Raw genomic sequence first — 21,299 nt, 5'->3', positions numbered from 1 at the left:
CTGTGTAGGACGCCTCCCCCGCCGGGGCCCTCACTCACTCATTCGCAGCAGGTGATCTCCATGACGGAACAAATGTCCACAGGCAAGTGTGACTCACCCCTTCTTCAGGCCTTTGTTGAAAACCGGCTGGTCCTGGTCAAGATCGCAGCCCGTATCACCGGCTGCCGGTCCCGGGCCGAAGACGTGGTGCAGGATGCGTTCTTCCGCTTGCAGTCGGCACCGCAGATCACCACGTCATTCAAGGCACAGCTCAGCTACCTGTTCCAGATCGTGCGCAACCTGGCGATCGATCACTACCGCAAGCAGGCGCTGGAATTGAGGTACTCGGGCACGGAAGAAGAAGGTTTGAATGTGGTCATCCACGGCGCGTCTCCAGAAACCTCACTGATCAACTTCTCGACCCTGGAACACATCGCGGTGGCGCTGACCGAACTGCCGAGCCGCACCCGCTATGCATTCGAGATGTATCGCCTGCACGGGGTTCAGCAAAAGGACATTGCCAGGGAGTTGGGCGTGTCGCCGACTCTGGTCAACTTCATGATTCGCGATGCCCTGATTCATTGCCGCAAAGTGTCCGGAACCCAAGCCGACACATTCGCCCGCCGCTGAGCGCCCCGCCTGCCTGTGGGAGCCACTTCCCGCAGGCGCTGCAACACTCACCCTCCTAGAAAGGCTCTACTGCAACCACTGCAATTTTGTAGGGCGCAAAAATAGCCACCAGCTCACCATTCTCGCGAAGCTGTTGCAGCATCCGGGCAAAATGCTGACCCTGGATCGGTGCTTCAGGCCGCAACAGGGCGAAGTGACGGTAGGTCTGATCGATACGCTCGGACACCATGACCTCTGACCTGGCCTGCGGGTCATGGCGCAGCAAGTCGATGAGGTTGGAGCGGGTAATCAAAGCGATATCTACCCGCCCGCGCTGAACCATCAACAGGTTGCTTTCGTGGGAGTACGTAAGGGTCGCGTTGAAAGTGTCGGTCAGAAATGTCGGGGCGGCATTGAATCCGGCAAAGGCATAGTGATACCCGCTAAACAGCGCGAGCCGTTTGCCGTCCAGATCATCGAAATAGCTTTGCTGGCGATCGGGGTGCTTTTTGGCGACAAACACTTCAGCGTCTTCAAGGCCCATGTCGACTGCGTTGTACGCATGCACCTGCCAGCCCCAGGCCGGGTTTTCAAACATCATCATGTCCACCCGCCCCTGCTCGAAATCACGCTGGCGCCGCGGGATGGAGCTGGGTACAAGGACAAAACGATAATCGCCCTGCAACAGGTTGAGTGCATTGAGCAATTGCGACAACAGCCCCGTGCCGCCACCCCGTTCCGGGCGTACGGTGTATGGCGGAAAATGCGCAGCCCCGACCCTGACTTCCTGAACGGCCAACGCCGGCGCCACCCAGATCATGCCAAGGGCCAGCGCCAGACAGTGGGCCATCTGCATTGGCAAACACTTCAAAACCATACACATCCGGCGCCGCCCATGGCGGGAACTTATTGATCGACACACGACCTGAGATCGAGCACGCACACCATTAAAGCGCATATAGACTAGCAAGCAAGCGATTGACTGGCCCACTACAAAATAAGCGCTTTGGCCGGTGCTTTAGCTACGCTCCAACTTCAACGCCGATGCTGTTAAAGGAAGCTGCACATGCCTCACTGGCTGGTAATTGACCTGGAAGCCACCACTGATGATGGCGGCTGGCCCCTCGAGGAAATGGAAGTGATTGAAATCGGCGCCAGCGTGGTCACCCGCGCAGGTCGCGAGGTGGATCATTTTCAGCGTTTCATCCGCCCGCAACGGCGCCCGTTGCTGACCCCGTTTTGCCGGCAACTGACCCGCATCACCCAGGCCAACATTGATGCCGCAGCGCCGATGACGCTGGTGTGGGAACAGTTCGAACGCTGGCTGGGCCAGCACCTGCCCAAACTGGAAGGCTGGGCCAGCTGGGGCGACTACGATCGCAAGCAACTGGAACAGGAATGGCGCCAAAAGCAGCTCGCCAGTGCACTGATGCAATTGCCTCACGCCAACCTCAAGCAACAGTTTGCCCAGGCCCGCCAGCTAAAGCGTCCGCTGGGGCTTAACAGCGCGCTGCAACTGGCCGGGATGCAGTTCAACGGGCAGCAACATCGCGCACTGGAAGATGCACGCAACACCGCGCGTTTGTTGCCACTGATCCTCAAGGTTTAGCGGCCATAAAGGGCGTGACGGGATAAAACCGCTTCTGCATACTGGCCAGCCCTTTTTAGCCCATTCCGAGGAATCGCCATGTTCAAAGTCAACGAATACTTCGACGGTACCGTCAAGTCGATTGCCTTCACGCAAACCGAAGGCAAAGCCACCATTGGCGTCATGGCTGCGGGTGAGTACGAGTTCGGCACGGCCGAGCGCGAAATCATGCACGTGGTGTCGGGTGAGCTGAGCGTCAAACTGCCAGGCAGCAGCGAGTATGAAACGTTCAAAAGCGGCAGCCAGTTCAACGTGCCGGCCAACAGCAAGTTCCAGCTGAAAGTGGCCGTTGATACGGCTTACCTGTGTGAGTACCGCTAAGGCCCTGCACACTCCCCTGTAGATACTCTGTCACCGGTCAAGACCCTCTGTGGGAGCGAGCCTGCTCGCGAATGATTTTCGCGAGCAGGCTCGCTCCCGCGATTGAGGTATCTCAAGCCATCGTCCCTCGGCAGCTGCCACAGATCTCACACCCCCACATTGAATTGCAGCGCCGCCAGCCGCGCATACAGCGCATTGCTGGCGATCAACTGTGCGTGGGTGCCGATGGCGACCAGCCTGCCCTGGTCCATCACCGCGATGCGGTCGGCGTTCTGCACGGTGGCCAGGCGGTGGGCGATCACCAGGGTCGTGCGGCCTTGCATCAGGCTGGGCAAGGCTTGCTGGATCAAATGCTCGCTCTGGGCATCAAGGGCACTGGTGGCTTCGTCCAGTAACAGGATCGGCGCATCCACCAGCAACGCCCGGGCAATTGCCAAACGCTGGCGCTGACCGCCCGACAAGCCCAAACCCCCATCACCCAGGTGGGTTTTGTAGCCCTCGGGCATTTGCAGGATGAAATCGTGCGCATGGGCAATCCGTGCCGCTGCTTCGACTTGCTCGTCACTGGCCCCTGCATTGCCATAACGAATGTTGTCTTCAATGGTGCCGAAAAACAGTGCCGGGGTTTGCGACACCAAGGCAAAGCAACGGCGCAGGTCCTGGGGATCAAGCCGGGTGATCGGCAAGCCTTCAAGCAGGATCCGGCCTTGCTGGGGGTCGTAAAAACGCAGCAGCAAATCAAACAACGTCGACTTGCCCGCCCCGGAAGGACCGACCAGGGCCAGGGTTTCACCCGCATTGATCGTCAGGCTCAGGCCGTCAATGGCGTAACTTTCCGGGCGCGAAGGATAGGAGAAATGCAGATCTTCAAGCAGCAGATTCCCCTTGACCCGCTCAGGCAACACCTGCAACCCCGTGCCCGGTGGCTCAATCAGGCTTTTTGACTGCAACAGTTCGGCAATCCGCTCCGCCGCCCCCGCCGCTTGTTGCAGCTCGCCGATCACTTCACTCAAGGTGCCGAACGCACTGCCGACGATCAGGCTGTAGAACACGAACGCGGCCAGTTCGCCACCGGTGATCCGCCCGGCAATCACGTCCATGCCGCCGACCCACAGCATCACCCCCACCGCGCCCAGCACCAGCAGGATCACCAGGGTAATCAGCCACGAGCGCTGCAGGATGCGTTTACGGGCCGTGGCAAACGCGTGCTCAACCGTCGTGGCAAAACGTTGCTGGTCTTGCTGCTGGTGGTTGTAGGCCTGCACCGTTTTGATCTGGCCCAGGGCTTCGGCGACATAGCTGCCCACATCGGCGATACGGTCCTGACTCTGGCGCGACAGGCTGCGCACCCGGCGCCCAAAAAACAGGATCGGCACCAGCACCAGGGGCAAGGCGACCACCACGATACTGGTCAGTTTCGGGTTGGTGACAAACAGCAGCACGACGCCGCCAATCACCATCAGGCTGTTGCGCAGGAACAGGGACAGCGAAGAGCCAATGACCGATTGCAGCAACGTGGTATCGGTGGTCAACCGTGACTGGATTTCCGAGCTGCGGTTGTTTTCATAGAACCCCGGGTGCAAGTCGATCAGGTGGTTGAACACCTGACGCCGAATATCCGCCACCACCCGTTCGCCAATCCACGACACCAGGTAAAAACGCACAAAGGTGCCCACCGACAAACCCAGCACCAGGATCAGAAAAAAACCGATGGACTGGTTGAGCAGGTGCGGGGACTGGGTCATGAAACCCTTGTCGACCAACAGGCGGATGCCCTGCCCCATCGACAAGGTGATGCCCGCTGTGACAATCAGCGCCAGCAAGGCGCCAAAGGCCTGCCAACGGTAGGGCGCAACAAAATGCATGGCCAGACGAATGGCACGGCGGTGACGGGAAGAAAGCATCAGTAGGTATCCGGAAAGTGAACCAGCGTGAAAAGCCTTACACAGCCTACAACGAAGTTCTGCTTATACCGGTAAACCTTTCTCACTCGTTTTGAATATGACCTGGAACATTAAACCCTAGGCTTTAATGTTCTAAAGTGAGGCTGGAAGTTTCGGAGTATTTCTGTTGGACTGGAATAGCCGCCAAGTTTGTTACTGCGTTTGTCACAGCTTGGTCATTAAACGGATCTACAGTATCGATACACCCTGATGAGGAGACAGGCCATGGATTTGCAACACAACGCTCAAGCCGTACCGGTGATTCGCACCCAACCACAGCAATCTTTGGGCTGCGCGATTATCGACGAGAATGGTCAGGAGATTTTGATCACCGAGGCGATGATCCAGAACGCCTGCCATGAGCTGGAGCAGCGTCTGGTCAAGCCTGTGCGCAAAGATTGATCCTCTGTCGTACCCTTCTGCAGGCGTTGACTAGCCAGCGCCTGCATATTGGATAGCCGTTCAAGAATCACTGACCGGCCTTACAGCGTAAGGCCGGTTTTTTTATGCCTTCAATTACGGCACCAGCACCCCGCCCAAGGCTTTCACCAGTTGATTCAAGGCCACTGAGTCGCCGTCGACATGCACGGCCAGGCCTTCGATTTCACGGCGAACCGGGTAGTTCTTGCGCAAGCCATCGAACGCCAGCTTTTGCTCTTCGACACTGCCGATCAGGCTGCGACGAAAATCGGCGTCGTCACGGCGCGGGTCGTACACGCCACGACAAAGCATGGCCATGGCCCAGGCAGGATCGCTGTCGGCACTCATTTCAACCTTCGCCAGCCAGGGGGCGGGCAACAAGTCGGCAAGTTTGACCTGTGGCAAATGGCCAAGGTAATCGCACAGCGCCTGATAAATCTGCGCCGTGCCCCGCTGTTTTCCATCCAGGCTGTACCCGGCAATATGCGGGGTCGCCAGTACGCACAGGTCAGCCAGTTCGACGTCTACTTGTGGCTCACCTTCCCACACGTCCAGCACCGCTTGCAGGTCTTCGCGCCGGGTCAGTACTTCACGCAGCGCGGCATTGTCGACTACCCCGCCACGGCTGGCATTGATCAGCCATGTCCCGGGTTTCAACTGGTTCAGGCGCTCGCGGTCGAGCAAGTGCCAGGTCGGGGCGCTGCCGGTTTTGTCCAGCGGGGTATGCAGGCTGATGACATCGCATTGCTCGATGATCTGTTCGAGGCTGACGTAATCGCCACCTTCATCTGCCTGACGCGGCGGGTCGCAGAGCAGCACGTTGAAGCCCAGCGAACGCAGGACCTGGACCAGACGCCCACCCACTTCCCCGACGCCCACCACACCGTAGGTGCGTTGCGTCAGATCGGCGCCTTCGATTTCGGCCAGGGTCAGCAAGCTGCCGAGCACGTAGTCCACCACACCACGGGCATTGCAGCCGGGAGCGCTGGACCACTGAATACCGGCACGCTGAAAGTACTCGAGGGCCAGGTGGTCAGTGCCGATGGTGCACGTCCCGACAAACCGCACGGCGCTGCCTTCGAGCAGGTCGCGGTCGACTTTGGTCACAGAGCGCACCAGCAGGATATCGGCATCAAGCACGTCGGCGCGGCTGATCTGGCGGCCCGGAAAACGGCGTATTTCACCGAAGTCAGCAAAAAATTCTTCGAGCAGCGGAATATTTTCGTCAGCAACAATCAACATGGCAGGCTCCTTTCGCGGAGTGGCAGTGTAGGCGTTGTTGCGACGAATGGGCCAGCCGGGTGTGGAAGGTACTCACAATCACGTTTACAAAGCTCCTACAACTCAATGTTTTCTGACCATTTGGTCAGGCGTACAATTGCCGGCTTTGCGCGTTAATCACTGTGGATACACGCTTGTGAACTCTGTAACTCATAACCCTCCTTCTACTGCTGCCAGCCGCCCGGCCCGGGTGCGCACGGAAGTGCACGCGCTGTTGGCGCTGGCGTTTCCAATCATCATTTCCCAGATCGCCACCACCGCCATGGGGTTTGTCGATGCGGTCATGGCCGGGCGCGTCGGGCCACGGGATCTGGCTGCCGTGGCGCTGGGCAACTCCATTTGGGTGCCGGTGTTTTTGCTGATGTCGGGCATTTTGCTGGCAACCACGCCCAAGGTCGCCCAGCGCTTTGGCGCCAATGCACAGGGTGAAATCGGCCCGATCGTGCGCCAGGCCATGTGGCTGGCCTTGATTACCGGCCTGTGCGCGGCCCTGATTTTGATCGGGGCCGAACCGTTGCTGCATTTGATGAAGGTCGACCCCGAACTGATCGAGCCGAGCATGGGCTATCTGCACGGTATCGCCAGTGGCATGCCGGCCGTGGGGCTGTATTGCGTGTTGCGCAACTTCAGCGACGGCCTGGGCAAGACCCGGCCCAGCATGATCCTTGGGCTGAGCGCCCTGGCCCTCAATATCCCGATCAACTACATCTTTATCTACGGCCACTTCGGCGTCCCGGCCATGGGCGGCGTGGGCTGCGGCTGGGCCACGGCCATTGTGATGTGGTTCATGGCTCTGGGCATGGTGGTCTGGACTTTCCGGGGCGCGATTTACAAATCGAGCCAGGTGTACAGTCATTTTGAATGGCCAAAGTGGGCGATCATCAAGCGTTTGCTCAGCGTGGGCCTGCCGATCGGGATAGCGGTCTTCGCCGAGTCGAGTATTTTTGCGGTGATTGCGCTGTTGATCGGCAGCCTTGGGGCCACCGTGGTGGCGGGCCATCAAATCGCCCTGAACTTCAGTTCACTGGTGTTCATGATCCCGTATTCGCTGGGCATGGCAATTACCGTGCGCGTGGGCCAGGCCCTGGGCCGTGATCAACCCCGGGAAGCGCGGTTTGTGGCTGGGGTCGGCATGGGCACGGCGCTGGTATGGGCGGCGATTTCAGCCAGCCTGATCCTGTTGTTGCGCGAGTCGATTGCAACGGTCTACACCGCCGATCCGATGGTGATCGAAGTCGCGACCATGTTGCTGATGTTCGCGGCGCTGTATCAGTTTTCGGATGTGATTCAAGTGACCGCCGCCGGTGCGCTGCGCGGTTATCAGGACACGCGGGTAACGATGATCCTGACGCTGTTCGCCTATTGGGGCATCGGCTTGCCGGTGGGGTATGCGTTGGGGCTGACTGACTGGTTCGGCGAAGCCAATGGCCCGAGCGGGCTGTGGCAGGGTCTGATCGTGGGCCTGACCTGCGCCGCGCTGATGCTCGGCGTGCGACTGGCCCGCAGTGCGAAAAAGCGCATTCGTCGCGCGGCATAGCCTGTAGCAACTGGCTTTTGTGGGAGCGGGCTTGCTCGCGATGGTATTAGCGCGCAGTGTCCGAACAATCTCTGCGCCTGAATCGCGAGCAAGCCCGCTCCCACAAGGTGAGGATCAATCCTGCTTTTTGCGGATCCAGTACAGGTACGTGCCCGCCTCTTCCTGCTGACCTACCAGTTCATGGTCCAGAAACACACAGAACTTGGGTATGTCACGGCGGGTCGAGGGGTCGGTGGCGATGACTTTCAGCAAGCCGCCCGGCGCCAGGTCGCGAATGTATTGGTGCAGCATCATTACCGGCTCAGGACAGTTGAGGCCGGTAGCGTCCAGAGTGCCGTCAACCGGCAGATCAGCAAAACTCATCATTCACTCCTGAATCAGCGAGATTTAGGTTTTTTCACGTCAATACGACGCAAATGGCAGGTTACTTCTTCACGGTCGTGGTACAGCTGCTTGCAGCCGATTTCTACCTGGATGCCCCGTGCCTTGAAACCGTCGGCAATGCGGTCGAGCAAGCGACGCACTTCGGCATAACGCTGCTTCATCGGCAGTTTCAAGTTAACCACTGCTTCACGGCAATGGCCTTCGCCAATCCATTCTTCCAGCATCGCCGCGTTGCGCGCCGGCTTCTCGACGATATCGCACACCATCCAGTCCACGGGCTGCTTGGGCTTGAAGGTAAAACCATCGGCCATCAAGTGCTGCACCAGACCGGTGTCCATCAGGCTCTCGGCCATGGGGCCGTTGTCGATGGCCGTCACGATCATGCCGCGATTGACCAGCTGCCAGGTCCAGCCACCCGGGGCTGCGCCCAGGTCGACGCCGGTCATGTCGCTGTGCAAGCGCTCGTCCCACTGGTCGCGGGGGATGAAGTGGTGCCAGGCCTCTTCCAGCTTGAGGGTCGAGCGGCTCGGCGCTTCACGCGGGAACTTCAGGCGCGGGATGCCCATGGGCCACATGGCGCAGTTATCAGACTCGGCCAGACCAAGGAACACTTCACGGCCACTTTTGAAGGTCAGCAGCAGGCGCGGCTTGTGCGCGTCTTCTTCCACCAGTTTGCCGGCCTTGATCAGCGCCTTGCGCAAATGGGCTTCAAACTTTTTGCAGAAGTTGGACAGTTCTTTGCCATCGTTGGTGTCGACGATTTCCAGCCACAGGCTGCCACACACCGGGAAGTCGGCCATGTGTTCAAGGATTACGCTGATACGGTCGGTTTCTGGCAGATCGACAAAGCCACCCCGGGCCCATTGGCGCGGGAAAATCAGTTCGGCAAACCGCAAGCCGCGCATCAGGCGCTCGGCCCCGCCTGCTTCGGTGCACACAAACTCGGCGCAAGCAGTGCTCGGCTTGGCCTTGGCGTAGCCAGAGACGTTGAGGCGTGCAGCGTGCTCGGCGATTTCCGAGCAGACTTCGCCTTCAAAACCGGGACGGCAGTGCATAAAAACGGTGTTCATTGAATTACTCCTGGGCAGCTGGCGGGAATTGGCCGGCTGCGCAACCTTGCTTTGGAGCAAGGCGTGTCACGAAAAGGCGGGCATGATAACTGAGTTCGGAACCTTGAACGCTTATAGACAGTCCAGTTATTAGCCATATAGATGATTCAGGGCTAGGTTAGAAGCTCTGTCCGTTCCACACGATCCGTACCATGCGGGTCAAAAGGAGTCATTTCATGTCCTCCCTTGATAGCCTGAATACCCTCGCCACACTAAAAGTCGACGATAAGACTTATCACTACTTCAGCCTGCCGCTGGCCGCCAAATCACTGGGCGACCTGAGCAAGCTGCCGATGTCGCTCAAAGTGCTGCTGGAAAACCTGCTGCGCTGGGAAGACGGTAAAACCGTCACCGAGCCCGACCTCAAGGCACTGGCTGCCTGGCTCAAGGAGCGTCGCAGTGACCGGGAAATCCAGTACCGCCCGGCCCGGGTGCTGATGCAGGACTTTACCGGCGTACCGGCCGTGGTCGATCTGGCCGCCATGCGCGCAGCGATGGCCAGGGCTGGCGGCGACCCGCAGCGGATCAACCCGCTGTCCCCGGTGGATCTGGTGATTGACCACTCAGTGATGGTCGACCGGTTCAACAGCCCCGGCGCCTTTGAGCAAAACGTCGATATCGAGATGGAACGTAACGGTGAGCGTTATGCGTTTTTGCGCTGGGGGCAAAATGCCTTTGATAACTTCAGAGTAGTGCCGCCCGGCACCGGGATTTGCCATCAGGTGAACCTGGAGTACCTGGGCCGCACGGTCTGGACCAAGGACGAAGACGGCCGCACCTACGCGTTCCCCGACACACTGGTGGGCACCGACTCCCATACCACCATGATCAATGGCCTCGGTGTGCTGGGCTGGGGGGTGGGCGGGATTGAAGCCGAAGCGGCCATGCTCGGCCAGCCCGTGTCGATGCTGATCCCGGAAGTGGTGGGGTTCAAGCTCAGCGGCAAGCTTAAAGAAGGCATCACCGCCACGGACCTGGTGCTGACCGTCACGCAAATGCTGCGCAGCAAGGGCGTAGTCGGCAAGTTTGTCGAATTTTATGGCGATGGTCTGGCCGACCTGCCATTGGCTGATCGGGCCACCATTGCCAACATGGCCCCCGAGTACGGCGCCACCTGCGGCTTTTTCCCGGTCGATGACATCACTCTGGACTACCTTCGCTTGTCCGGTCGCCCTGAGCCCGCCGTCAAACTGGTCGAAGCCTATTGCAAAGCCCAGGGCCTGTGGCGGGTAGCCGGCCAGGAGCCGATTTTTACCGAAACCCTGGCCCTGGACATGGGTACCGTCGAAGCCAGCCTGGCCGGGCCAAAACGCCCGCAAGACCGGGTTTCGCTGCCCAATGTCGGGCAAGCGTTCGAAGAGTTTCTCAATTTGCAGTTCAAGCCGGCCGATAAAAAAGAAGTCGGTCGCCTTGAGAGCGAAGGCGGTGGCGGCGTGGCCGTGGGCAATGCCGATTTGATCGGAGAAGCGGACTACAGCGTTGAAGGCAAGACCTACCGCCTGAAAAACGGCGCGGTGGTGATCGCCGCCATTACCTCCTGCACCAACACCTCGAACCCGAGCGTGATGATGGCCGCCGGGCTGGTGGCGAAAAAAGCCGTTGAAAAAGGCCTCCAGAGCCAGCCGTGGGTCAAGACCTCGCTGGCCCCGGGCTCAAAGGTGGTGACCGATTACTACAAGGCCGCAGGCCTTACCCAGTACCTCGACCAACTGGGCTTCGCCCTGGTGGGTTACGGCTGCACCACCTGCATCGGCAACTCCGGGCCTCTGGCAGAGCCGATTGAAAAAGCCATCACCCAATCTGATCTGACCGTAGCCTCGGTGCTGTCGGGCAACCGCAACTTTGAAGGGCGCGTGCACCCGCTGGTGAAAACCAACTGGCTGGCATCCCCGCCGCTGGTAGTGGCCTATGCCCTGGCAGGTACGGTGCGCACTGATATCAGCCGTGACCCACTGGGTGTGGGCAAGGATGGCAAGCCGGTGTACCTGCGCGATATCTGGCCAAGCCAGAAAGAGATCGCCGACGCCGTGGCCCAGGTCACCACCAGCATGTTCCACAAGGAGTACGCCGAAGTATTTGCCGGTGATGCCCAGTGGCAGGCCATTGAAGTGCCGCAAGCGGCGACGTATGTCTGGCAAGACGATTCGACGTATATCCAGCACCCACCGTTTTTCGACAACATCAGCGGGCCGTTACCGGTGATCGAAGACGTCAAGGGCGCGAATATCCTGGCACTGCTGGGCGACTCGGTGACCACGGACCACATCTCCCCTGCCGGCAATATCAAGGCCGACAGCCCCGCCGGGCGCTACCTGCGCGAGAAAGGCGTCGAACCCCGGGACTTCAACTCCTATGGTTCGCGACGCGGCAACCACGAAGTGATGATGCGCGGCACCTTTGCCAATATCCGGATTCGCAACGAAATGCTCGGCGGCGAAGAAGGCGGCAATACGATCTTCATCCCGAGCGGCGAAAAACTGTCGATTTACGATGCAGCCATGCGCTATCAGGCATCAGGCACACCACTGGTGGTGATCGCCGGCCAGGAATACGGCACAGGTTCAAGCCGTGACTGGGCAGCCAAGGGCACCAACCTGCTGGGGGTCAAGGCGGTGATTGCCGAGAGCTTTGAGCGCATACACCGCTCAAACCTGGTGGGCATGGGCGTGCTGCCACTGCAGTTCAAACTCGACCAGAACCGCAAATCCCTGAACCTCACGGGCAAGGAAACCCTGGATATCCTGGGGCTGACAGATGCCGAGCTGCAACCGCGGATGAGCCTGACACTGGTCATCACCCGCGAAAATGGCAGCCAGGAGAAAGTCGACGTGTTGTGCAGGATTGATACGCTCAACGAAGTGGAGTACTTCAAGGCGGGAGGGATCTTGCACTATGTACTGCGCCAGCTGATTGCCTCCTAGCCGCACCTCAACCTTGTGGGGGCGAGCCTGCTCGCTCCCACAAGGGCCCGAATCGTTATACTGGCGCACCCCGGACCTGATCCGGGGTGCTTTTTAACGATTCCAAGGATTTTCATGATTGCGCTGCCATGGCCTTATCTGGCACTTCTGACCCTGGGCTACGGCCTTGCCCTGAGCTACGGGCAATTGGGGGTTCAAACCCTGATCACGCTGGCCCTGCTGACTATCAGCGGGCTTGCCGCACGCCAAAGCAAAAACCACTACCTGCGTTACGCCGGCCACGGGCTCTTTATTCTGCTGGCCCTGGCGCTGGCCCTGCATTGGCTGCCGGGTTTTCATAACGGTCGGGCCAACAGTCCGACGTGGCTGACACCCGATGCCGTACCGCTCTCGATGTACTTCAACCTGGACAAGCCACTGATCGGCTTCTGGCTGCTGTTGGTGTGCCCGTGGATTGCGCCACGTTTTGCCTGGCGAGCCTCTCTGGGCGCCAGTTTGATGGGCCTGGCGCTGGCGGTCACTCTGGCGCTTGGGGGGGCGATGCTGCTGGGCATGATCGCCTGGGCGCCGAAATGGCCGCCGCAAAGCACTATCTGGTTGCTGAACAATCTGCTGCTGGTGACGCTGGTTGAAGAGGCGCTGTTTCGCGGTTATATCCAGGGCGGGCTCAGCCGGCGCCTCAAGTTGCTGCCCTACGGCCAGGCGATAGCGCTGCTGGTAACCGCCGTGCTGTTCGGGCTGGCCCATGCCGCCGCCGGCTGGAAATGGGTGTTGCTGGCAGGGCTGGCAGGGATCGGTTATGGCCTGGCCTACCGCTTTGGCGGGCTGGGTGCGGCGATTGCCACGCACTTTGGGCTCAACGTGCTGCATTTCGTGTTTTTCACCTACCCGATGCTCATGCCCTGAGCAACTGCCGGGGCGTTTATAAACGCCCCGGCGCCTGAAATATAAATTAAACAATTCCATACACATGCCGACAGCCTGTCAAAGTCTTGCGGATTGAAACGACATGCGTAATAACCAGCCCATCACTCAACGCGAACGCACCTTCCCCGCGCTACAACGGTTGATTTCTACAACCGATGCCAAAGGTGTCATTTCCTATTGCAACGATGACTTTATGGAAATCAGCGGGTTTTCGCGTGAAGAGCTGATACGCGCGCCGCACAATCTTGTGCGCCATCCCGATGTGCCGTCTGCGGTTTTTGAGCACATGTGGAGCACCCTGAAAAAAGGTGCTCCGTGGATGGGTATCGTCAAGAACCGCTGCAAGAACGGCGACCATTACTGGGTCAATGCTTACGTGACCCCGGTTTTCGAGAACGACCGCGTGGTGGGTTATGAGTCGGTGCGGGTCAAACCGACGGCTGAACAAATCCGCCGTGCCGAGGCCCTGTACTCACGCCTCAATCGCGGCAAATCGGCAGTGCCCCAGCGCGACAAGTGGCTGCCGGCGCTGCAGGACTGGCTGCCGTTTATTCTGGTCAGCCAGTTGAGTTTCATGATCGGCGCCCTGCTCAATTCCAGCTGGGGATTTGCCCTGGCCGCCCTGCTGTCGATCCCGCTGGGGTTGCTCGGCCTGAGCTGGCAACAGCGCGGAATCAAGCGCCTGTTGCGCCTGGCCGAACAAACCACGTCCGACCCGCTGATCGCCCAGATGTACACCGACAGCCGTGGCCCGCAAGCGCGTCTGGAAATGTCCATCCTGAGCCAGGAAGCACGCCTGAAAACCTGCCTGACGCGCCTGCAGGACACCGCCGAGCATCTGAGCGGGCAAGCCCGTCAATCGGACATCCTGGCGCACAAGAGTTCTGTCGGGCTGGAACGCCAGCGCGTCGAGACCGAGCAAGTGGCGACCGCGGTCAACCAGATGGCCGCCACTACCCTGGAAGTGGCAAGCCACGTACAACGCACCGCTGACGCCACGCAAGAGGCCAACCGCCTGACCAGCCGCGGCCGCGATATTGCCGGTGAAACCCGCGAAGCCATTGAGCGCTTGTCGGTGGTGGTGGGCGAAACCGGAGCCACGGTCACGCAACTGGCCAAGGACAGCGATGAGATCGGCGGCGTAGTCGATGTGATCAAGGGCATTGCCGACCAAACCAACCTCCTGGCCTTGAACGCCGCCATCGAAGCTGCACGGGCAGGTGAAATGGGCCGCGGCTTTGCCGTGGTGGCTGACGAAGTGCGCCAGCTGGCACAACGCACCAGTACATCGACCGGGCAGATTCATGGCCTGATTGCCAAGCTGCAACAGACCGCCGCCACGGCAGTGCAAACCATGAACGCCGGGCACCGTCAGGCTGAAGAAGGCGTGGCTCGCGTGCTGGAGGCAGACCAGGCACTGATCGGTATCAGCGAGGCGGTGGCCAACATCACTGACATGACCGCCCAGATCGCCGCCGCGACCGAAGAGCAAAGTGCGGTGGCTGAAGAAGTCAGCCGCAACATCAGCACCATTGCCGACCTCGCCGACCAGACCTCCGAGCAGGCGCAGCATTCGGCGCTGTTGAGCGAAGAGCTGAGCCAGACCGTGAATACCCAGTACTCACTGGTAGCGCGGTTTAACCGCTGACCCTTGTGGGAGCGAGCCTGCTCGCGACTGGATCGCTGCGGTTCAACACTTGCACCGCGTTGATGCCATCGCGAGCAGGTTCGCTCCCACAAATCATTCAAGGTTGCTGCAACCACCGCGCAATCTTGTCCGCCGCCGCATCCAGATGCTGCTCATGGGTAAACCCTGAAGCCTTCAAGGGCTTGAGGTCATGATCCCCGGATACCAACCAGAACAGCTCGATGCCCGGCGCCAGGGTGTAGGCCTCTACCGCCTCGCGGTTGCCCAGCGCATCACGCTCGCCCTGCACGATCAGGGTCGGCGTTTGCAGTTCAGCCAGATGCGCCACCCGGGGTTTTTCCGGTTTGCCGGCGGCATAAAACGGGTAGCCCAGGCACACCAGACGATCCGCTTTCAGCTCATCGGCAACCAAACTGGCCATGCGCCCGCCCATGGACTTGCCGCCGATGGCCAATTGCCCAGCGACATGCCGTCGCACCTCGGTAAATACCTCATGCCAGCATTCAAGCAATTTTGCCTGCTGATTTGGTGGCCTTTTACCACCATCTAGCCGACGCTGAGCCATGTACGGGAACTCGAAGCGCAACACGCTCACCCCGCGTGCAGCAAGGCGTTCAGCCATGCCTGTCATCCAGGCACTGTCCATCGGAGCACCCGCACCGTGGGCCAGGATCAGCGTCATGGATGAAGGGGTTGGCGCGCCATTCCACAGCCAGCCCCGCTGTTCCACGCACTTAAGCCATTGATCCCCGTCAATACCGACCACGCCTGCTACACCCATGCTTGCCTCGCTTTTAGTCTGCCTATAACTCCAGGCGTGCATTTGTATTCGCCTGAACCGTGGATGGGGAACCATGAACACTTCTACAAGTACCGCCTACAACTACAAGGTGGTCCGCCAATTTGCCATTATGACGGTGGTTTGGGGCATCGTCGGTATGGGGCTCGGCGTTTTTCTCGCCGCGCAGTTGGTTTGGCCGGAACTCAACTTCAATTTGCCCTGGACCAGTTTCGGGCGCCTGCGCCCTTTACACACAAACGCAGTGATCTTCGCCTTCGGCGGCTGCGCCTTGTTCGCCGCTTCGTTCTACTCGGTGCAACGCACCTGCCAGGCCACCCTGTTCTCGCCCAGGATCGCGGCGTTTACCTTCTGGGGCTGGCAACTGGTGATTGTGCTGGCAGCCATCAGCCTGCCGCTGGGCTACACCAGCTCCAAGGAATACGCAGAGCTGGAATGGCCGATCGACATTTTGATCACCATCGTCTGGGTGGCGTACGCCATCGTGTTCTTCGGCACGATCATGAAGCGCAAGACCAAGCACATCTACGTGGGCAACTGGTTCTTCGGCGCCTTTATCGTGACCGTGGCCATTTTGCACATCGTCAACAACCTGGAAATCCCGGTGAGCTTCACCAAGTCCTACTCGCTCTACGGTGGCGCCACTGACGCCATGGTGCAGTGGTGGTACGGGCATAACGCCGTAGGCTTTTTCCTTACGGCGGGCTTTTTGGGGATGATGTACTACTTCGTGCCAAAACAGGCCGAACGTCCGATCTACTCCTATCGGCTGTCCATCGTGCACTTTTGGGCGCTGATCACCCTGTACATCTGGGCCGGCCCCCATCACCTGCACTACACCGCACTGCCGGACTGGGCCCAGTCGCTGGGCATGGTGATGTCGCTGATCCTGCTGGCACCCAGCTGGGGCGGCATGATTAACGGCATGATGACCCTCTCGGGCGCCTGGCATAAGTTGCGCAGCGACCCGATCCTGCGATTCCTCGTGGTGTCCCTGGCCTTCTACGGCATGTCGACCTTCGAAGGTCCGATGATGGCAATCAAGACCGTCAACGCCCTCTCCCACTACACCGACTGGACCATCGGCCACGTACACGCCGGCGCTCTGGGCTGGGTGGCGATGATTTCGATTGGTGCGCTGTATCACATGATCCCGAAAATCTTCGGTCGCCCGCAGATGTACAGCCTGGGCCTGATCAACGCGCATTTCTGGCTGGCCACCATCGGTACCGTGCTCTACATCGCCTCGATGTGGGTCAACGGCATCGCCCAAGGCCTTATGTGGCGCGCAGTCAACGAAGACGGCACGCTGACTTACTCCTTCGTCGAAACCCTGGTGGCCAGCCACCCGGGCTATGTCGTGCGACTGGTCGGCGGTGCGATCTTCTTCAGCGGCATGTTGCTGATGGCTTACAACACTTGGCGCACCGTGCGTAACGCCGAGCCCGCTGAAGTCGTAGCCGCCGCGCAGATGGCCTGAGGAGTTGGCAATGAAACACGAAGTCGTTGAAAAAAATATCGGCCTGATGCTGTTGCTGATGATTCTGTGCGTGAGTGTCGGCGGCCTGACGCAAATCGTCCCGCTGTTCTTTGAAGACGTGACCAACACGCCGGTTGAAGGCATGAAGCCTTACACCGCACTGCAACTGGAAGGTCGCGACATCTACATTCGCGAAGGCTGCGTGCAGTGTCACTCGCAGATGATCCGTCCGTTCCGTGCAGAAACCGAGCGCTATGGCCACTACTCGGTGGCCGGTGAAAGCGTGTGGGACCACCCGTTCCTGTGGGGCTCCAAACGCACCGGACCGGACCTGGCCCGCGTCGGCGGTCGCTACTCGGATGACTGGCACCGCGCCCACTTGTACAACCCGCGCAACGTCGTGCCCGAGTCGAAAATGCCAGCCTACCCATGGCTGGTGGCGAACCCGGTAGATAACAGCCACACCCAGAAGAAACTCGAAGTGATGCGCACCCTGGGCGTGCCCTACACCGACGAAGACATCGCCAATGCCAAGCAGTCCGTGCAGGGCAAAACCGAGATGGACGCGCTGGTGGCCTACCTGCAAGTGCTCGGCACTGCCATCAAGAGCAAGAGGTAAGTCATGGTCTTCGAGATGAGTAGTGGAATGATTCGCGGCCTTGGCACCGTGGTGGTGGCCGTGGCGTTTATCGGCCTGGCGCTGTGGGTGTTCAGCCCGCGGCGCAAGTCAGAATTTGAAGACGCAACCTTACTGCCATTCAAGGACGATCCAGAGGCGATTCAACACGTCGAGCAAGAACAAGCGTCTAGGAGTAACAAAGCATGACCACCTTCTGGAGTCTCTATATATGCGTGCTGACCATAGGCACGCTGGTCGGCCTGACCTGGCTGCTGGTCAGTACGCGCAAGGGTGAAACCAAAAGCGATACCGTCCAGACCATGGGCCATAGCTTCGATGGCATCGAGGAGTACGACAACCCGCTGCCGCAATGGTGGTTCATGTTGTTCGTGGGCACCCTGGTGTTTGCCGTGGGTTACCTGATCCTTTACCCGGGCCTGGGCAACTGGAAAGGCCTGCTGCCCGGCTATGAGGATGGCTGGACTGGCGTTAACGAATGGCAAAAGGAAATGGACAAGGCAGATGCCAAGTTCGGGCCGATTTACGCCAAATATGCCTCCATGCCCGTGGAGCAAGTGGCACAGGACCCGGCCGCACTGAAAATGGGTGGCCGCCTGTTCGCCTCCAACTGTTCGGTGTGCCACGGTTCGGATGCCAAGGGTGCTTTCGGTTTCCCTAACCTGGCCGACAACACCTGGCGCTGGGGCGGCGATGCCGACACCATCAAGGCCACCATCATGGGCGGGCGCATCGCGGCCATGCCGGCCTGGGGTGAAGTACTGGGTGAAGCAGGGGTCAAAAACGTCGCTGCCTACGTGCGGCACGACCTGGCCGGCCTGCCATTGCCGCAGGACAGTGCGGTGGACCTGGCTGCAGGCAAGCAGGCTTTTGATACCACTTGCGTGGCGTGCCACGGGGCTAACGGTAAAGGCATGCCAATGATGGGCGCGCCGGATCTGACGCAACCTGCGGGCTTTATCTACGGCACCAGCCTGGCGCAATTGCAGCAAACCATTCGCCACGGCCGTCAGGGCCACATGCCTGCGCAAAACGAGTTGCTGGGCAACGATAAGGTGCAACTGCTGGCGGCATACGTGTTCAGCTTGTCACATGGTAATCAAGAGGAAAAAACAGCCCAATAATTACCAGACATTTCCTGCCGCATCATTTTGGTGCGGCAGTTCCCGCCTCAAAGCGCGACCAAGTGTCGCACCTCTTTTTAGCCCGCCATTGCTCTCCCGCCATTCAGGGCTAAGCTCTTAGCTTGCGTGTTCGGGACTCCCCCGGCTTCACGTCAAGTGAAAATAATCGGTAAGTTGAAGGGCACTGTTACGGGCCACACTAGTGGGTTTACACCGGCTATCGTCCATCGCGATCTTCGCCATGCTCTTGCCACGCCCTACCCCCACCAGAATCCGCCCGCCTCACCCCCTTTGGTTTTGCCCTCCATCCGGCATTTTTGGCGAGGTCACTTTGACCTTACTCTGCGCATGGAAAGGCCGCAGAATCAGCCTTGGAAAGCATTGACCGGGGTCATGCTTCGTTGCAATAACCCTACGCTTTATACATACTTGCGACCGATTTTTATCCTAATAAAACACCTAAACCGTGGAACCTTAGAATGAGCACAGCAATCAGTCCGACTGCTTATAACTATAAGGTAGTCCGCCAGTTCGCCATCATGACGGTGGTCTGGGGGATCCTTGGCATGGGGCTCGGGGTTTTCATCGCGTCACAGCTTGTGTGGCCTGAATTGAACCTTGGCCTCGAATGGACGACCTTCGGCCGTCTGCGCCCCTTGCATACCAACCTTGTGATCTTTGCCTTCGGTGGCTGTGCATTGTTCGGTACCTCCTATTACGTCGTGCAGCGCACCTGCCAGACGCGCCTGATCTCCGATGCCCTTGCCTCGTTTACCTTCTGGGGCTGGCAGGCGGTCATCATCGGCGCGATCATCACGTTGCCGCTGGGTTACACCACGACCAAAGAATACGCAGAGCTGGAATGGCCATTGGCTATCCTGCTGGCCATTGTCTGGGTGACCTACGGTATTGTGTTCTTCGGCACCATTACCAAGCGCAAAACCAAGCACATCTATGTGGGTAACTGGTTCTACGGTGCGTTCATTGTCGTGACGGCAATGCTGCACATCGTCAACCACGCGTCCCTGCCGGTGAGCTTCTTCAAGTCCTACTCGGCATACGCCGGTGCGACTGACGCCATGATCCAGTGGTGGTACGGTCACAACGCTGTAGGTTTCTTCCTGACTACAGGCTTCCTGGGCATGATGTACTACTTCGTGCCCAAGCAAGCCGAGCGTCCGATCTACTCGTATCGCCTGTCCATCGTGCACTTCTGGGCGCTGATCACCCTGTACATCTGGGCCGGTCCCCACCACTTGCACTACACCGCTCTGCCGGACTGGGCCCAGTCCCTGGGCATGGCGATGTCGATCATCCTGCTGGCTCCAAGCTGGGGCGGCATGATCAACGGCATGATGACCCTCTCGGGCGCCTGGCATAAGCTGCGCACCGACCCGATCCTGCGATTCCTCGTTGTGTCCCTGGCCTTCTACGGCATGTCGACCTTCGAAGGCCCGATGATGGCAATCAAGACCGTCAACTCGCTGTCGCACTACACCGACTGGACCATCGGCCACGTACACGCCGGTGCACTGGGTTGGGTGGCGATGATCTCGATCGGCGCCATGTACCACATGATCCCGAAAATCTACGGTCAGAAGCAGATGTACAGCACCAGCCTGATCAATACGCACTTCTGGCTGGCGACTATCGGTACCGTGCTTTACATCGCTTCGATGTGGGTCAACGGCATCACCCAGGGCCTGATGTGGCGTGCAATCAACGACGACGGCACCCTGACCTACTCGTTCGTGGAAGCGCTGCAAGCCAGCCACCCGGGCTTTATCGTTCGCGCCATCGGCGGTGCCATTTTCGCCAGCGGCATGCTGTTCATGGCTTACAACGTGTTCCGCACCGTACGTGCCTCGAACCCGGTAGAAGCTGAAGCGGCGACCAAGATCTCTGTAGTTGGAGCCCACTGATGAAGCACGAAACAATCGAGAAGAATATTGGCCTGATGGCCTTCTTCATGGTCATCGCTGTCAGTATTGGCGGCCTGACCCAAATCGTTCCGCTGTTCTTCCAGGACGTGACCAACACCCCGGTTGAGGGCATGAAGCCGCGTAGCGCGCTGGAACTTGAAGGCCGCGACATCTACATCGCCAACGGCTGTGTCGGTTGCCACTCGCAGATGATCCGTCCGTTCCGCGCCGAAACCGAACGCTACGGTCACTACTCGGTAGCCGGTGAAAGCGTCTGGGACCACCCGTTCCTGTGGGGCTCCAAGCGTACCGGTCCGGACCTGGCCCGTGTAGGCGGCCGCTACTCCGATGACTGGCAGCGTGCGCATTTGTACAACCCGCGCAACGTCGTGCCCGAGTCGATCATGCCGGCGTATCCCTTCCTTGTGGAGCGCAAGCTCGACGGCAAGGATACGGCGAAAAAAATGGAAGTCTTGCGCACGCTCGGCGTCCCTTACACCGACGAAGACATCGCCGGCGCCAAGGATGCTGTAAAGGGCAAAACCGAAATGGACGCACTGGTGGCTTACCTCCAGGGCTTGGGCACCATCATCAAAAGCAAACGGTGATC

At 59.4% G+C, this 21,299-nt stretch carries 20 protein-coding genes; 14 read left to right on the top strand and 6 right to left on the bottom strand.

Features of this window, described 5'->3' with window-relative positions:
* The first annotated feature begins 60 nt into the window (after positions 1-60).
* Entirely contained in the window at positions 61-609 is a 549-nt protein-coding gene (locus ACZRMS_RS04235; protein WP_463994261.1) for an RNA polymerase factor sigma-70, read from the top strand.
* Positions 610-664: 55 nt separating this feature from the next.
* On the opposite strand, the gene ACZRMS_RS04230 is transcribed toward ACZRMS_RS04235, so the two are convergent.
* Entirely contained in the window at positions 665-1,444 is a 780-nt protein-coding gene (locus ACZRMS_RS04230; RefSeq protein ID WP_463994260.1) for a substrate-binding periplasmic protein, read from the bottom strand.
* A 210-nt stretch (positions 1,445-1,654) separates the two neighbouring features.
* On the opposite strand from ACZRMS_RS04230, the gene ACZRMS_RS04225 reads away from it, so the two are divergent.
* Complete coding sequence (locus tag ACZRMS_RS04225; RefSeq protein WP_463994259.1) at positions 1,655-2,197, top strand: 3'-5' exonuclease; 543 nt, start codon at positions 1,655-1,657, stop codon at positions 2,195-2,197.
* Positions 2,198-2,275: 78 nt separating this feature from the next.
* A complete protein-coding gene (ppnP, locus tag ACZRMS_RS04220; protein ID WP_463994258.1) occupies positions 2,276-2,557 on the top strand; it encodes a pyrimidine/purine nucleoside phosphorylase in 282 nt (93 codons plus the stop codon).
* 146 nt (positions 2,558-2,703) lie between these two features.
* Here the strand turns inward: ppnP and ACZRMS_RS04215 are convergent, their stop codons facing one another.
* Positions 2,704-4,461, bottom strand: a complete 1,758-nt coding sequence (locus ACZRMS_RS04215; RefSeq protein ID WP_463994257.1) for an ABC transporter transmembrane domain-containing protein — start codon at positions 4,459-4,461, stop codon at positions 2,704-2,706.
* A 264-nt stretch (positions 4,462-4,725) separates the two neighbouring features.
* Here ACZRMS_RS04215 and ACZRMS_RS04210 point away from each other — a divergent pair, with 264 nt between their 5' ends.
* Positions 4,726-4,902, top strand: a complete 177-nt coding sequence (locus ACZRMS_RS04210; RefSeq protein ID WP_463994256.1) for a PA1571 family protein — start codon at positions 4,726-4,728, stop codon at positions 4,900-4,902.
* Between the two features lie 114 nt (positions 4,903-5,016).
* On the opposite strand, the gene pdxB is transcribed toward ACZRMS_RS04210, so the two are convergent.
* A complete protein-coding gene (pdxB, locus tag ACZRMS_RS04205; RefSeq protein ID WP_463994255.1) occupies positions 5,017-6,162 on the bottom strand; it encodes a 4-phosphoerythronate dehydrogenase PdxB in 1,146 nt (381 codons plus the stop codon).
* A gap of 175 nt (positions 6,163-6,337) precedes the next feature.
* On the opposite strand from pdxB, the gene ACZRMS_RS04200 reads away from it, so the two are divergent.
* Positions 6,338-7,738, top strand: a complete 1,401-nt coding sequence (locus ACZRMS_RS04200) for an MATE family efflux transporter (RefSeq protein ID WP_463994254.1) — start codon at positions 6,338-6,340, stop codon at positions 7,736-7,738.
* Positions 7,739-7,852: 114 nt separating this feature from the next.
* Here the strand turns inward: ACZRMS_RS04200 and tusA are convergent, their stop codons facing one another.
* Together tusA and rlmM are read right to left on the bottom strand one after the other, a co-directional pair.
* Entirely contained in the window at positions 7,853-8,101 is a 249-nt protein-coding gene (gene tusA / locus ACZRMS_RS04195; protein ID WP_048358471.1) for a sulfurtransferase TusA, read from the bottom strand.
* Positions 8,102-8,115: 14 nt separating this feature from the next.
* Positions 8,116-9,192 carry a 23S rRNA (cytidine(2498)-2'-O)-methyltransferase RlmM gene (gene rlmM / locus ACZRMS_RS04190; protein ID WP_463994253.1) on the bottom strand — a complete coding sequence of 359 codons (1,077 nt, stop codon included), beginning with the start codon at positions 9,190-9,192 and terminating at the stop codon, positions 8,116-8,118.
* 215 nt (positions 9,193-9,407) lie between these two features.
* Between rlmM and acnA the strand changes: the two genes are divergently transcribed.
* The 3 genes from acnA to ACZRMS_RS04175 all read left to right on the top strand — a co-directional run bounded on the left by acnA (position 9,408) and on the right by ACZRMS_RS04175 (position 14,727).
* Positions 9,408-12,152, top strand: coding sequence for an aconitate hydratase AcnA (gene acnA / locus ACZRMS_RS04185; RefSeq protein ID WP_463994252.1), 2,745 nt, complete (start codon positions 9,408-9,410; stop codon positions 12,150-12,152).
* Between the two features lie 114 nt (positions 12,153-12,266).
* Positions 12,267-13,058 carry a lysostaphin resistance A-like protein gene (locus ACZRMS_RS04180; RefSeq protein WP_463994251.1) on the top strand — a complete coding sequence of 264 codons (792 nt, stop codon included), beginning with the start codon at positions 12,267-12,269 and terminating at the stop codon, positions 13,056-13,058.
* Between the two features lie 103 nt (positions 13,059-13,161).
* Complete coding sequence (locus ACZRMS_RS04175; protein ID WP_463994250.1) at positions 13,162-14,727, top strand: methyl-accepting chemotaxis protein; 1,566 nt, start codon at positions 13,162-13,164, stop codon at positions 14,725-14,727.
* 97 nt (positions 14,728-14,824) lie between these two features.
* On the opposite strand, the gene ACZRMS_RS04170 is transcribed toward ACZRMS_RS04175, so the two are convergent.
* Positions 14,825-15,508 carry an alpha/beta family hydrolase gene (locus ACZRMS_RS04170; protein ID WP_463994249.1) on the bottom strand — a complete coding sequence of 228 codons (684 nt, stop codon included), beginning with the start codon at positions 15,506-15,508 and terminating at the stop codon, positions 14,825-14,827.
* 73 nt (positions 15,509-15,581) lie between these two features.
* Between ACZRMS_RS04170 and ccoN (ACZRMS_RS04165) the strand changes: the two genes are divergently transcribed.
* The 6 genes from ccoN (ACZRMS_RS04165) to ccoO (ACZRMS_RS04140) all read left to right on the top strand — a co-directional run bounded on the left by ccoN (ACZRMS_RS04165) (position 15,582) and on the right by ccoO (ACZRMS_RS04140) (position 21,297).
* A complete protein-coding gene (gene ccoN / locus ACZRMS_RS04165) occupies positions 15,582-17,006 on the top strand; it encodes a cytochrome-c oxidase, cbb3-type subunit I (protein ID WP_463994248.1) in 1,425 nt (474 codons plus the stop codon).
* 10 nt (positions 17,007-17,016) lie between these two features.
* Positions 17,017-17,625, top strand: a complete 609-nt coding sequence (ccoO, locus tag ACZRMS_RS04160; RefSeq protein WP_463994247.1) for a cytochrome-c oxidase, cbb3-type subunit II — start codon at positions 17,017-17,019, stop codon at positions 17,623-17,625.
* A 15-nt stretch (positions 17,626-17,640) separates the two neighbouring features.
* Complete coding sequence (locus tag ACZRMS_RS04155) at positions 17,641-17,832, top strand: cbb3-type cytochrome oxidase subunit 3 (RefSeq protein ID WP_019826673.1); 192 nt, start codon at positions 17,641-17,643, stop codon at positions 17,830-17,832.
* A complete protein-coding gene (ccoP, locus tag ACZRMS_RS04150; RefSeq protein WP_463994246.1) occupies positions 17,829-18,767 on the top strand; it encodes a cytochrome-c oxidase, cbb3-type subunit III in 939 nt (312 codons plus the stop codon). Before ACZRMS_RS04155 ends, ccoP begins: the two co-directional genes overlap by 4 nt.
* 479 nt (positions 18,768-19,246) lie before the next feature.
* The gene (gene ccoN / locus ACZRMS_RS04145) at positions 19,247-20,689 is read left to right on the top strand and encodes a cytochrome-c oxidase, cbb3-type subunit I (RefSeq protein WP_463994245.1); all 1,443 of its coding nucleotides are present in this window, start codon (positions 19,247-19,249) and stop codon (positions 20,687-20,689) included.
* Entirely contained in the window at positions 20,689-21,297 is a 609-nt protein-coding gene (ccoO, locus tag ACZRMS_RS04140) for a cytochrome-c oxidase, cbb3-type subunit II (RefSeq protein WP_029611341.1), read from the top strand. The genes ccoN (ACZRMS_RS04145) and ccoO (ACZRMS_RS04140) overlap by 1 nt, the downstream gene beginning before the upstream one ends.
* Positions 21,298-21,299: the final 2 nt, after the last annotated feature.

This window comes from Pseudomonas sp. B424 (assembly GCF_055408345.1).
Note: the sequence above shows the minus strand (reverse complement) of the source record. Positions and strands in the feature narration are given on the sequence as shown.

What these genes read in the sequence shown, in the direction of transcription:
- ccoN (WP_463994245.1), top strand. Translation starts at nt 19,247, where the DNA reads ATGAGCACAGCAATCAGTCCGACTGCTTATAACTATAAGGTAGTCCGC.
- ccoO (WP_029611341.1), top strand. Translation starts at nt 20,689, where the DNA reads ATGAAGCACGAAACAATCGAGAAGAATATTGGCCTGATGGCCTTCTTC.
- ACZRMS_RS04235 (WP_463994261.1), top strand. Translation starts at nt 61, where the DNA reads ATGACGGAACAAATGTCCACAGGCAAGTGTGACTCACCCCTTCTTCAG.
- ccoO (WP_463994247.1), top strand. Translation starts at nt 17,017, where the DNA reads ATGAAACACGAAGTCGTTGAAAAAAATATCGGCCTGATGCTGTTGCTG.
- ppnP (WP_463994258.1), top strand. Translation starts at nt 2,276, where the DNA reads ATGTTCAAAGTCAACGAATACTTCGACGGTACCGTCAAGTCGATTGCC.
- ACZRMS_RS04175 (WP_463994250.1), top strand. Translation starts at nt 13,162, where the DNA reads ATGCGTAATAACCAGCCCATCACTCAACGCGAACGCACCTTCCCCGCG.
- ACZRMS_RS04215 (WP_463994257.1), bottom strand. Translation starts at nt 4,461, where the DNA reads ATGCTTTCTTCCCGTCACCGCCGTGCCATTCGTCTGGCCATGCATTTT.
- ACZRMS_RS04210 (WP_463994256.1), top strand. Translation starts at nt 4,726, where the DNA reads ATGGATTTGCAACACAACGCTCAAGCCGTACCGGTGATTCGCACCCAA.
- tusA (WP_048358471.1), bottom strand. Translation starts at nt 8,101, where the DNA reads ATGAGTTTTGCTGATCTGCCGGTTGACGGCACTCTGGACGCTACCGGC.
- ACZRMS_RS04225 (WP_463994259.1), top strand. Translation starts at nt 1,655, where the DNA reads ATGCCTCACTGGCTGGTAATTGACCTGGAAGCCACCACTGATGATGGC.
- ccoN (WP_463994248.1), top strand. Translation starts at nt 15,582, where the DNA reads ATGAACACTTCTACAAGTACCGCCTACAACTACAAGGTGGTCCGCCAA.
- ACZRMS_RS04180 (WP_463994251.1), top strand. Translation starts at nt 12,267, where the DNA reads ATGATTGCGCTGCCATGGCCTTATCTGGCACTTCTGACCCTGGGCTAC.
- acnA (WP_463994252.1), top strand. Translation starts at nt 9,408, where the DNA reads ATGTCCTCCCTTGATAGCCTGAATACCCTCGCCACACTAAAAGTCGAC.
- pdxB (WP_463994255.1), bottom strand. Translation starts at nt 6,162, where the DNA reads ATGTTGATTGTTGCTGACGAAAATATTCCGCTGCTCGAAGAATTTTTT.
- rlmM (WP_463994253.1), bottom strand. Translation starts at nt 9,192, where the DNA reads ATGAACACCGTTTTTATGCACTGCCGTCCCGGTTTTGAAGGCGAAGTC.
- ccoP (WP_463994246.1), top strand. Translation starts at nt 17,829, where the DNA reads ATGACCACCTTCTGGAGTCTCTATATATGCGTGCTGACCATAGGCACG.
- ACZRMS_RS04230 (WP_463994260.1), bottom strand. Translation starts at nt 1,444, where the DNA reads ATGCAGATGGCCCACTGTCTGGCGCTGGCCCTTGGCATGATCTGGGTG.
- ACZRMS_RS04155 (WP_019826673.1), top strand. Translation starts at nt 17,641, where the DNA reads ATGAGTAGTGGAATGATTCGCGGCCTTGGCACCGTGGTGGTGGCCGTG.
- ACZRMS_RS04170 (WP_463994249.1), bottom strand. Translation starts at nt 15,508, where the DNA reads ATGGGTGTAGCAGGCGTGGTCGGTATTGACGGGGATCAATGGCTTAAG.